This window comes from Candidatus Ichthyocystis sparus (genome assembly GCF_900078745.1).
GTDB lineage: Bacteria > Pseudomonadota > Gammaproteobacteria > Burkholderiales > 2013Ark19i > Ichthyocystis > Ichthyocystis sparus.
This window is the reverse complement of record NZ_FKII01000047.1, coordinates 48920-61717: the sequence shown is the minus strand read 5'-3', so window position 1 is coordinate 61717 and position 12798 is coordinate 48920. Positions and strand designations below refer to the sequence as shown.

General features: G+C 32.2%; 6 protein-coding genes. All 6 read left to right on the top strand.

What is annotated here, in order from left to right; translation table 11 throughout:
- Positions 1-19 precede the first annotated feature (19 nt).
- The 6 genes from A6733_RS03380 to A6733_RS03355 all read left to right on the top strand — a co-directional run bounded on the left by A6733_RS03380 (position 20) and on the right by A6733_RS03355 (position 12448).
- Positions 20-1075, top strand: a complete 1056-nt coding sequence (locus A6733_RS03380; protein ID WP_092403589.1) for a DNA-binding protein — start codon at positions 20-22, stop codon at positions 1073-1075.
- A 275-nt stretch (positions 1076-1350) separates the two neighbouring features.
- The gene (locus tag A6733_RS03375) at positions 1351-3375 is read left to right on the top strand and encodes a ShET2/EspL2 family type III secretion system effector toxin (protein ID WP_092460429.1); all 2025 of its coding nucleotides are present in this window, start codon (positions 1351-1353) and stop codon (positions 3373-3375) included.
- Between the two features lie 510 nt (positions 3376-3885).
- Positions 3886-4344 carry a hypothetical protein gene (locus tag A6733_RS03370; RefSeq protein ID WP_092403519.1) on the top strand — a complete coding sequence of 153 codons (459 nt, stop codon included), beginning with the start codon at positions 3886-3888 and terminating at the stop codon, positions 4342-4344.
- A 484-nt stretch (positions 4345-4828) separates the two neighbouring features.
- On the top strand, positions 4829-7015 hold the full coding sequence (locus A6733_RS03365; protein WP_092411544.1) for a ShET2/EspL2 family type III secretion system effector toxin: 2187 nt from the start codon (positions 4829-4831) through the stop codon (positions 7013-7015).
- 638 nt (positions 7016-7653) lie between these two features.
- A complete protein-coding gene (locus tag A6733_RS03360) occupies positions 7654-9843 on the top strand; it encodes a ShET2/EspL2 family type III secretion system effector toxin (protein ID WP_092403633.1) in 2190 nt (729 codons plus the stop codon).
- Between the two features lie 409 nt (positions 9844-10252).
- Positions 10253-12448 carry a ShET2/EspL2 family type III secretion system effector toxin gene (locus A6733_RS03355; RefSeq protein ID WP_092460427.1) on the top strand — a complete coding sequence of 732 codons (2196 nt, stop codon included), beginning with the start codon at positions 10253-10255 and terminating at the stop codon, positions 12446-12448.
- Positions 12449-12798 lie beyond the last annotated feature (350 nt).

Genomic DNA, 12798 nt, shown 5'->3' with positions numbered 1-12798 from the left:
TTTTTTTATAGAGGCAAAGATGGCTCGTTACGGTGTAACCTATGAAGAAGTAAAAGATGCTATAGAAAGTATACAAGAAGCAGGTATGTCGCCTACTATAGATAGAGTGAGGGAGGTTCTTAAAACAGGAAGCAAGACAACAATATCTAGTTTAATGAATAAATGGCGTAAAAATTGTGCTGTAATGGGCGTTAAAAATAATTCACTTTCTTTGCCAGATGAACTTAATTTATCAGTAAAAAAAATATACGATTCTATTCAGGCATCAGCGGAAGACAGGATAGAAAAATTTCGTGTTGATTGTAAGGAAACTATAGACAATCTTAATATCTCTATAGATGAGGCAAAAAAAGTTAACAGTAAATTGCAGGCTGATCTAGAACACTTAAAGGATAGCGAAACTAATCTTATTGCCGAAAATAAATTACTTACTGACAAATTAATAAGTCATGATAAGCAACTTACTAAGTTGAGCGCTAAACTTGAAGAATATGGGAAGAGGATAGACGATTATAAGATCAGATTAGACGAAAAGAAACAAGAGAATAAAATGATTAGGGAAAATTTTGATCATTATTGTCAACAGATTGCAGAAGAAAGACAGAGAGAAAGAGAAGAAAGTCATATTTTACAAGAACAACTTAGAGCAGAGGCCAATATATTTAAGGATCAATGCTTAGAGATGAAAAATCAAGTTTCTGAAAAAATCTCTACCATCAAAAAGATGGAAGAGAAGTTTAAGTGTCTTGCTGATGAAAAAAATGAGATATTTTTGGCTAAGGAGAAGGTTTGTTTGGAAAATAATTTAATAAAAGAAAGAGTAAATTTTCTTTCTCTAAAGCTAGATGAAAAAGAAAATTTATTAGTTAATCTTGAAAAAAACTTAGTTAAATCAAAGTGTTTATTTGATAAAAAACATAAAGAGTATGAGAAGACAGTTGATGATTTAAAGGAAGAAAAGGCTCGTATTGCTTCTTTTCAAAAGGAATACACAAATTTGCTTAAAAAGAACTCATTTTTAGAGGGAAAGTTAAGTCATATGGAAAGTCTTTTATCAGTGCCAGTAGAGGAATAATCCTTATTTTTGTGATAATTACACTATTTCCAATAGTAGGGACTATTGGAAATAGCAGATTTTGCTGAGGACCGTTACATCACTTCACCGTTTGCCGGGTACTTTCGTTAAAAAATGCATTATATGCATTACTCTGTATAGACATGCGGTTTTATTCACTGATAAGATACAACATACGCCAAACGGTGCTTTTAGCTCGGGACTGATGTCAGTATAAATACTTAAGTTAAGGCTACATGAGCTCATAATAAATAGAAGAGAATGGAGTTCTGGCGATGGTTTCAGGTTTTTCATCCTCAATCTATACGTATGCTTACTCTGGTAATGAAGTATTTGCCAATGATAAAGTCGATCCATATATATCTACTAAAAGCGTCGAAGAAATAGCTGAACTTAATGGAAAAGTTGAAGTCAGTGGCCGTATTATTGATTGCAGACACTTATCTACATTGTTTGTTCTTAATGCTATTGGTTGTTATTCTAAAGGCAAAAAAATTAAAGTTAGTGAGTTGTTTCAAAGCAAAGATTCAATAGCAAAAGTAACTCCGGATAATATTGAAGAATTATATGAAAATACATTTGAAAAATCATGTGCCAGACATATCATTGCATGTGATAATTTTGGTGTGTTTCTATATAAAGTTGCTATAAAAATGAACTACTCTGAGCAGAGGTTTTTCTTTTTGCATAGCTCTAGTCATGTAATGTCATTTATAGTTTCACGTAAAATTAGAAAAGAACGTACATTTGGTAGCTGGGTAGTTAATTTTTTTGACCCCAATAAAACCAATGTTACTTCTCGTAGTGAAGTTTATGATCCTAGAGACTTTCTAAATGTAAGAAGATTTTCCCTTAAAATGTTCATAGGTAAATTTTTTTATGAATCATATTTTTTTTCACCTACAGGACATTTTAAAGAGAGAGAATGTGCAATATATGAGTATTCATATAAGAAAAGTGCGGATTTTAAATTCTCAACATTAGAAACTCTGTCTCAATATGGTATTTCTGGCTGCATGGTATATCACATTATGCATGATGAACTTGGTTCATTTTGTCTAAGAGACATAGCAAAAAGAATAGATTTATCTGTCTTAGATCGTGAAGCTGTAAAAGAAATATTTTATGCTAAAAATACTAGAGGATCCCCTGCCCTTTATACGTCTATGTATGATGGTAAATCACAGTCTGTGGCGTCATATGGTTATTTATTAGAAAAACTTTCTTGTCTCGAACAAGTTAATGCAGATCTAATGTCAGAATTATTGACAGCTAAGAATAGTAGCGGAGTACCTCCTCTATTTATAGCAATGCAGGCAGGACAGTCTGAATGTATTGATCAATTTGGAGTGCTACTAGAAAATCATTTAATCCCAATGAAATCTGCAATGTCTATTGATGATTTTTCCAATATTCTTTTTGATGTATTACTTTCTAAAAGAGATGATGGACTACCCGCTTTGTTTATAGCTTTATATACTGGAAAGTCTAATGCTATAACCGCCTATTCTAAACTACTGGATAATATTTTTATACTAAGAGACCATATATCTGATGCTAAACTTGTGCGGATGCTTTATAAAATAATATCATCTACTGATGGTCATGATACGCATGGCTTGTTTATGGCTATGCAAGAAGGAAATAGCAGTGCTGTGCTTTCTTTTGCTGTTATGATAGATAAGTTGCTTGTCATGAAGGGGCGTATATCAGATGTAGAGCTGGCTGATATGGCATTTAGATTGTTAATTTCTAAAGGCGGTGACAACATTCCTGGCCTGTTTATGGCTATGCAGGAAGGTCATGTCAGTACTGTACTTGCTTTTTGTAAGTTACTAGAAAAATTTATTATGTTTAAGGGCTGTATAGAGAGTAATCATTTCGATTATATGTTAACAGAACTTATAACGTCTAGGAGGCCTGACGGTACAACAGGTCTATCTATAGCACTAACTAAGAATTTGTGTGATGTTGTTGATATTTATTCACTTTTATTAAAAAAAATACCAGAAAGTGCGCTGGTTAATGTACTAGTAGCTCCGGACAATAACGGCATTCCAAGTATATTAGTCGCGGGCGAGGATGCTGCAGAATCTTATTTTACTATGCTAAATAGCTTGCCTGTTAGTGTGATAAAGGATTTACGTTTACGAATTAATGAAACAAAGAAATCGATTCCTACTTTATTTTTAAGTAATGCTGATCTTAACGCAAATTACAGGCAAGTCCTAGCAAGACTTAATTTATTTGAAGAGCAAGCTGCGGGTTCCATTTGCAATATAAGATGCACATTAATGTAAAGCTAATTTTTAAATGAATATTAGGCAGGATCTTTCGCCTCTTACATGCTAAAAGTGCTTGTCTTGCTGTAAGTGCTTGATCTTAATTTATATCTATTTGACTTAGTGATTGGTTGTTCTGACATTCAAGGATTATTATTAATATACATACTGAATCTGGTTGCAACATCCATATATTATAAATCTACTTAATATGTATATTAAACAATGAGGTAAGAAATAACAGTACGGCCTACACAGATCACATATTTCCATATCAATCTTAATGATATACAATTCTGGCAGTGTTAGTTATTATATAATCTGCTAGTCACATTTTTAATCTAGCTGGCGCTACAATTGCTGTTCTTATATCCTATGTTCTTATAGTATTTTTAACAGATGTTGTTTATTACTGAAGATAGTTAAAAATTTTTGTAATTATCAAGCTATTATGTAGGCTTGTCTAAAATGTACTCTACAAATAAGTATAAGTTGTTCCTAGGAATCACCTTAATAGAACTTCTAATTGTGGTTTTGATAGTGGGTGTTCTTACTACTCTTTCTACAGTGGCCTATCAAAGATATGTTTACAGAGCTCGGTTTGAGTCTGTTAGGTCTGATTTGCTTGTTTTACTGAAGAAAACTCTGATAATTTTAAGTAGTAGAGGCATTTGTGGGAGTGATAGTGTTGATCCAACTTCTGCTAAATATAGCATTTCTTTAACTGATCACAAATATCTTAGTAGTTATCGCATAAAGACTATTCCTGATAGGTCTGGTTGCTTAGTTGCTGGTGTTTTTAAGTCTGCCTCGGATAGTAATAATTCTATTTTCTCGGATAAAACTATAATGCTTATGAGTAAAAATATAACAGGAAGTAGGTTCATGTCAGTAGATTGTATTACAGATATACCAAATTCGTATGTTTTTGATCCAGCAAATATGAAATGCATTTATGATGATGATGTAGCTTCTAAATTAGTTTAAGTTGATATGTGTTTGTATTATTTGCAGTATTTATTCCACAACGTATAAACAACAATAATAAAGAATCATTCAATGGTTTTGAATGCATATTAGCTGCATTTCTACTTTATGATAATTAACATGTGCTGCATGTTGCTATGTGTGTGAGCAATTATTATCTATTATTTTCATGGGTTAAGAAGTACCATGTTTGCCGTACATTATAGATAGAATCGTAGAATGTCGTCATATATTTAATCTGTATATTTATGAAGGATTAGTTAAAAGCTTTCTTTTGTATGTGTATAAGATCAAAAATGCGTGGGTAACGATGGAGTAATATAACAACTATGTTGATGGTACAGTAGTTTTTATGGCCCCACATTTACTTGTGCTTGGCGTACGTCTACGGGACCTATTTATCGTGATTTTTTTAAATATCTAAAATCATCGCTTTTTAGATTGCATGTGAGGATCATGCTAAAAAATCGGAGTTTTTTTTGTAATGCTTGTAAGTTCTAATTCATCTGCTCGAATATATGCTCATTCTGGACGTGAAGTATTTCCTGACAATAAAATATGTCCATACATATCTCCTAAGAATTTTAAAAAAATTCACGACTTTAATGGAAAAGTTAAAGTTAATGATTGTAGTGTTGATTGTAAGTACTTATCAGCTCTATTTATGTTTAATGGAGTTAGTTGCTACGCTCAAGGTAATAGAATTAAGGTTAGTAGCTTGTTTGCAAGTAAGGACTCGATAATAAAGGAAACTCCTACTAATATTCAAGATTTATATAAAACTATATTAGAAAGATCGTGTGCTAGACACATAATTCCTTGTAACAACTTTGGTAATTTTTTGTATGAAATTTCTTTGAAAATGAATCCTAAAGAACAGAGATTTTTCTTACTGGAGAGTTCTACTCACTCAATGTCATTTATAATTTCACGTAAAGTTAAAGAATGTCAAGAACTTACAGTTGATACTTGGGTGGTTAATCTTTTTGATCCCAATAGAACTAATGTTACATCTCGTAGTGAAGTTTCTGCTCCTAGAGATTTTTTAAATTTAGATATTTTCTCCCTTAAAATGTTTATTGGTAGAGATTTGTATGAATTATACTTCTCTCCTACAGATATAGATAATGAGGAAGAGAATGAGTGCATAATATATGAATATTCAGACAAAGTTGAAGCTGATTTTAAATTTTCAACATTATCAGCCTTGTCTCAATATGATGTTTCTGCTTGCATGATGTATCATATCATGTACGATGGGAATGCTTCTTTTTGTTTAGCAGACATACTAAAAAGAATTAGTTCATGCGTAAATAAAGAAATTAGAAGAAAAGTATTTTTTGCTAAAAATAGTAGAGGAACTTCTGCTCTTTATGCAGCCATGGAACAGGGGAAATCACAATCTGTAAAGGCATATAATCATTTATTGCAAGCACTTTCCATTGATGAGCAAATTGATTTGTTGCCAGAACTATTGAGTTATAAAAGTAAAGGAGTACCTGCTCTTTTTATAGCTATGCAGGAAGGAAATATTGAATGTATTAATGAATTTAGTTCCTTATTAGAAGGTCAGTTAAAATTAATAAAAGGTAGAATGTCTACAGATAGTTTTGTAGATACTGTTTTCAATCTCTTATTGGCTAAAAGAGATGATGGGGTATCGGCATTGCTTATAGGGTCATGTGTAGATAATGCAGATGTTGTAGTCTCTTATGCAGATCTATTAGATAAAGTTTTATTATTATTAAAAGAAACTATATCAGCTGATAGACTAGCTGATATTATTTTTGATTTGATATGTTATCCCATGCCTGTAAATGGTGAAACTTCTATGTTCCTAGCTTTACATAAAGGACATGATAATTTTGTTTGTGCTATTGGCTTGTTAATTGATAGATTGCTTATTATGAGAGGTTGTGTGGCTGATGGTAAACTTGCACGTATGATTTATAAAATATTAGCATCTGCTAATAATTATGGTACGAATGGATTGTTTATGGCTTTACAAAATGGAAACAGTAATGCAATTCTCTCCTTTGGTTATCTTATGGATAAATTGCTTACCATGAAAGGATGTATTCCAGATGAGCAATTAGCTACCATGATATTTTATTTACTGATGTCTAAAAATGGCAATAATACTCCTGGTTTATTTATTGCTATGAAAAATGGACATCACAATGCCATACGTGCCTTTAGTAAATTACTAGAAAAAATAACGATTCTCAAGGATGGCATGGATAACAAGCATTTTAATAGTATGCTCCTAGAAATTGTATCGTCTAAATTACCAGATGGGACACCGGGATTATTTATCGCACTGAATAACAATTTACGTAATGTGATTGGTACTTATTCCTTGCTGTTAAACTTAATACCCGAGGATAAATTGGTTTACGTATTGGTAGCTTCTAATGTCCAGGGTATTCCTGGGGCGTTAGTAGCAGGTGAAGAAGCTCTGGAGGTCTATTTTTCAATAATGTCATCATTATCTTACAGAGTTATACAAAATTTATATTTAGAATTTAAACGCATAAGAAAATTAAGTGCTCACATGTTTTTAAATGATAGTAATCTTGGTGAAAAGTATAAACTTTTACTGAGTAGGCTTAAAGAAGCGTCACGAGTGTCGCGTACTACTGCTTATAATGTAAGATGTTCATTGATGTAAGTAAATCACGGTACGTATGTTGCTAATTTAGATTTATTATATAAAAAAATAATCCAAATAATGTGATCTTGTGTGTGTCTGTGTATAAGATTAGTACTAGTATTACAATAATTCAGTCTTCTCTACTTCCATTCTAATAAAAGTGTAGTTAATAATCGGTGACTACTTTATCTTGTGATATGAAACACACCCGCACCCACACTTGCATGAGTATGTGCAATTCTAGTATGCGCAGTTCCTTGCACTAATTGTTGATGATATTTTAACTACAAGTAGACAATGCATGAAATGTTTATTTATAAAACATTAATATATAATAAAATTCCTGGTTTTATTTTGCTTGTTTTGTTAACTAGGATTATATTATGCAATTGGCTGCAGACTTGATTTTTTTTACATGGATAATAACTATCACTATCAAATTTGTGTAACAAACAATGTCCGGATGTACATGGCAAGTAATAAAGTAATATATGGTGGATTTTTTGTTTTTGTACTTGTTAATTTATGTTTTAAAGTACAGCTTTGCTAGTTTTGCATATTTTGTCTGTGGGCCCATGAATTTATATTTAGTATAGATGTTTGAAGTTTTTACGATTTCATATACAAATAATTAATAATAAAATGGAGTTTTTGTAATGTGCGTGGGTTTTAGCCAAGCAGTTCGTGTATATGCTCATTCAGGATATGAAATATTTCCTGATTGTAAAATGGGACCGTACATATCTCCCAGAGGTAATAAAGAAGTAGTTAACTTCAATGGAAATGTTAAAGTTAGTGGTCAACTTATTTTTTGCACTCACTTATCTTCATTGTTTATGCTTCATGGTGTTAGTTGCTATGCTAAAGGTAAGAGGATTAAGGTTAATAGCTTGTTTGCTAGCGAAGATTCAATAGTAAAAGTTACTCCATCTAATATTAAGTATTTATGTAAAAATGTATTTGAAAGATCATGTGGCAGATACATAATTCCGTGTAATAGTTTTGGTAATTTTTTGTATAAAATCTCTATAAGGATGGCTCCTAATGAACAGAGATTTTTCTTATTGGAGAGTTCTAATCACTCAATGTCATTTATAATTTCACGTAAAGTTAAAGAAAGTGCAGGATCTACTGGTAATAATACTTGGGTAGTTAATTTTTTTGACCCTAATAAAACTAACGTTACATCTCGTAGCGAAGTTTGCTATCCCACGGATTTTTTAAATTCATACGTTTTTTCTCTTAGGATGTTCATAGATAGTTATTTGTATGGAGAATACTTTTTCTCCACAAGTAGAGATATTGAAGATAGTGAATGTCTTGTATATGAATACTCAGATAAAGCTGGGGCTAATTTTAAATACTCAACATTAGCAACTTTGTCTCAATACAATGTTTCTGCTTGCATGGTATATCATATGATGTACGATGAATATGCTTCGTTCTGTCTAAAGGATATAGTAAAAAGGATCAATTTGTGCGCAAATGAAGAGGTTAGGAGGGAGATATTTTTTGCCAGAAACATTAGAGGGACCCCTGCTCTTTATGTGGCTATGGAGCAGGGAAAAGCACAATCTGTAAAGGCTTACAATTATTTACTGCAAGCACTTTCTCGTGATGAGCAAATTAGTTTGTTACCGGAATTATTAAGCTCTAAGAATTGTAATGGGACCCCTGCCCTTTTTATAGCTATGCAATACGGACATGCTAAATGTGTTAGTTCATATGCTGTGCTATTAGAATCTCAGTTAAAGTTGATAAGAGGTAGAGTTTCTGCGGATAATTTTGCTGATATAGTTGTTAGTCTATTACTAGGAAAAAGAGATAATGAAATATCATCCTTACTTGTGGGATTAAATAAGAATAATGCGGATGCTGTAGGAGCTTATGCAAATGTGTTAGATAGAGTTTTCTTGTTGGATGGTACTGTATCAGACGATAAACTGGCTGGTATTGTCTTTAATTTAATATCTTCCCCAGTACCTTATAGTGGTGAAACTACTGTGTTCCTAGCTCTAGATAAAGGGAGCGCTAGTTCTATTTGTGCTATTGCCCTATTAATTGATAGATTGCTTGCTATGAAAGGTCGCATATCTCACGACAAGCTTGCAGACATGATTTATAAGTTATTATCATCTACTGATAAAAATGGTACCTGTGGGTTGTTTATATCTTTGAAAGAAGGAAAGAGTGATGCTGTACTTTCTTTTGGCTATCTTATAGATAAACTACTTGCTATGAGAGGATGCGTATCAGATGAGAAATTGGCTGCTATGGTATTTGATCTGCTAATGGCCAAAAATGGTAAGGGTATTCCCGGTTTATTTGTTGCTATGAAAAATGGGTGCGCTGGTGCTGTAGGTGCTTTTGGTAAGTTACTAGGAAAAATTACCCTTTTTAAGGGGGCTATTGATAACGGACATTTCAATAGAATGCTAATAGATATTGTAACATCTAGGCTACCAGATGGGACTCCTGGGTTGTTTGTTGCACTGGACAACAATTTATCCAGTGTTATTGGTTGTTATTCGTCATTGTTGGCTGTAATACCAGAAGATAAGTTGATTGATATATTGGTGGCTTCTAATCGCTATGGTATTCCTGGTACTTTTGTTACAGATGATGAGACTTTGGACGCTTATTTGTCAATGCTGTCCTTATTTTCTGGCAAAGTGATACAAGGTTTATGCTTAAAATTTAAACGCATAAGAAAGTCAATTGATTACATATTTCTAGTTGGTGGTAATCTCGACACAAGGTATAATTTTCTGCTAAGTAGGTTGAGAGAACGCAGATTACAGATTTCAGACAATCCATACCACAATCTAAGATGTTTGTTGATGTAGGTGAGCCATATATGTTATGGCGTCTGTTATTTATTTGGCTAATAATGTGTTACTTTTGTCACAAATAACGTAGCAGCTTACGATACGTAAGTTAAAATTAAAAAACCTCAAAGGCCATGCAATATAATTTATACTTGTATGAGTAATGAGTGTTATTTATACCAACTAAGCATCAACTTTTTTAGCACAAAATATGTACATATTGAATACTTAGAAAGAATAAATGTGTGTATGTTTATTGATAATGTGTAGGAAATGCCAAATTTTTTCACTATATAGTTTTTTTGAAAAACACAGCACTGCTATTGCAGATTTCGTTGTGTATTCATAAATTCATACTTCAGATAGGTGTCTGAGGTGGTTTTTTTACTATTGCATATGCAAATAATAAACAAACGGAGATTTTGCAATGGCTGTGGGTCCTAATTCAGCAGCTCGGATACATGCTCATTCTGGACGTGAGGTACCTTCTGATAGCAAAGCATATCCCTATATATCTCCTAGAAGCTACGGAAAAATTTGCGATCTTAATGGAAAAGTTAAAATTAGTGGCCATCTTGTTGATTGCAAGCACTTATCTGCATTATTTATGCTTAAGGGTATTGATTATTATACTCAAGGTAACAGGATTAAGGTTAATGACTTGTTTACAAGTAAGGATTCAATAATAAAGGAAACTCCTACTAATATTCAAGATTTATATAAAACTATATTTAGAAGATCATGTGGTAGACATATAATTCCGTGTAATGATTTTGGTAATTTTTTGTATAAAGTTTCTTTGGAAATGAATCCTAAAGAGCAGAGATTTTTCTTATTAGAGAGCTCTACTCATTCAATGTCATTTACGATTTCACGTAAAATTAAAGAATATCCAGAGTTTACACTTGATACTTGGGTAGTTAATCTTTTTGATCCTAATAGAACTAATGTTACATCTCGTAGTGAAGTTTGTGATCCTAGAGATTTTTTAAATTTAGAGACCTTCTCTCTTAGAATGTTTATTAATAGAGATTTGTATAGATTATATTTTTCTCCTACAGATACAGATAATGAGGAAGAGAATGAATGCATAGTATATGAATATTCAGACAAAATTGGAGCCAGTTTTAAATTTTCAACATTATCGGCTTTGTCTCAATATAATGTTTCTGCTTGCTTGGTATTCCATGTCATGTACGATGAAAATGCTTCGTTCTGCTTAAGAGATATGCCCAAAAGGGTTAGTTTATGCATGAATAAAGAAATTAGAAAGAAAGTATTTTTTGCTAAAAATAGCACAGGTATTCCTGCTCTTTATGTCGTTATGGAACAAGGAAAGGCACAATCTGTAAAGTATTATAATTTTTTGTTGCAGGCACTTTCTCGTGCTGAGCAAATTAGTTTCCTACCAGAATTATTAAGTTCTAAAAATAAAGGAGTACCTGCTCTTTTTATAGCTATGCAGGAAGGACATATTGAATGTATTGGTGAATTTGGTTCCTTATTAGAATCTCAATTGAACTTGATAAAACATATAATGTCTGCAGATAGTTTTGTAGATACGGTTTTTAATCTTTTATTAGCTAAAAGAGATGATGGAATATCAGCCTTATTGATAGCTTTAAATGAAAACAATGCAGATGTTGTAGAGGCTTATGCAGATTTATTGGGTAAAGTTTTATCACTACTGAGAGGAATTGTGTCAGATGATAAACTGGCTGATATTATTCTTGATTTGATATGTTACCCCATTCCTTTAAATGGTGAAACTGCTATGTTCTTAGCTTTATATAAAGGGCATGCTAATTATGTTTATGCTATTGGTTTTTTAATTGACTTATTGCTTGCTATGAAGGGTTGTATAGTTGATGGCAAGCTTGCACGTATGATTTACAAAATATTAGCGTCCACTAATGACTATAGTACGCACGGATTGTTTATGGCCTTGCAAGAAGGAAATAGTGATGCTGTGCTTTCTTTTGGTTGTCTTATAGATAAATTGCTTACCATGAAAGGATATATTACAGATGAGCAATTAGCTACTATGGTATTTTGTTTACTAATGTCTAAAAATGGCAATGGAACTCCTGGTTTACTTATTGCTATGAAGAATCATCATTGCAATGCCATACTTGCTTTTAGTAAATTACTAGAAAAAATGATTATCCTCAGAGATGGTATGGATAGCAAGCTTTTTAATAGCATGCTCCTGGAGATTGTATCATCCAGACTACCAGATGGGACTCCTGGGTTGTTTATTGCACTAGAAAACAATTTATCTAATGTTATTGATTGTTATTCGTCATTGTTAGCTGTAATACCAGAAGATAAATTGGTTGATATATTAGTAGCTTCTAATGCTCACGGCATTCCTGGGGCATTATTAGCAGGTGAAGAAGCTGTAGAGTCTTATTTGTCAATAATATCTTTATTGCCTGGTGATGTTATACATGATTTATACGTAGAACTCAAACGTATAAGGAAATTAATTGCTCACATATTTTTGAATGATAGTAACCTTGATGAAAGGTATAAAATCTTAATGTGTAGAATTAAAGAATATAAAGCAGCATCGCAAGTCTCGCATACTACTACTTGTAATGTAAGATGTTCATTGATGTAAATTGAGATGAATATATTGCTAATTTATAATATAGAAAAACGATCAAAACAATACAGATCTTATTTGTAGATAGTGTTAGTAATTATTGTTGTGAACGTTATAGTTGCTTCCATGCTAATAAAGTGTACTTAATTCGTAGAAAACTGTTATCTCGTTCAGTGGCTACGTAACGGAACCCATTGTTTTATGTGTATGAATAATAACCGCTATAATTAAGACATATACGGCAAATGGCAAATGGGACAGATTACGATAAATTACACACAAGTTACATGATAAATTTTTTATAAGAGTGGTATTTGTGTACTCATAATTGTTGTTAATTTTTTGAAAATACAGCGTTACTAATT

Excerpts from the sequence above, each read along its gene's own strand:
- A6733_RS03380 (WP_092403589.1), top strand. The coding sequence starts at position 20 with ATGGCTCGTTACGGTGTAACCTATGAAGAAGTAAAAGATGCTATAGAA.
- A6733_RS03375 (WP_092460429.1), top strand. The coding sequence starts at position 1,351 with ATGGTTTCAGGTTTTTCATCCTCAATCTATACGTATGCTTACTCTGGT.
- A6733_RS03365 (WP_092411544.1), top strand. The coding sequence starts at position 4,829 with ATGCTTGTAAGTTCTAATTCATCTGCTCGAATATATGCTCATTCTGGA.
- A6733_RS03360 (WP_092403633.1), top strand. The coding sequence starts at position 7,654 with ATGTGCGTGGGTTTTAGCCAAGCAGTTCGTGTATATGCTCATTCAGGA.
- A6733_RS03355 (WP_092460427.1), top strand. The coding sequence starts at position 10,253 with ATGGCTGTGGGTCCTAATTCAGCAGCTCGGATACATGCTCATTCTGGA.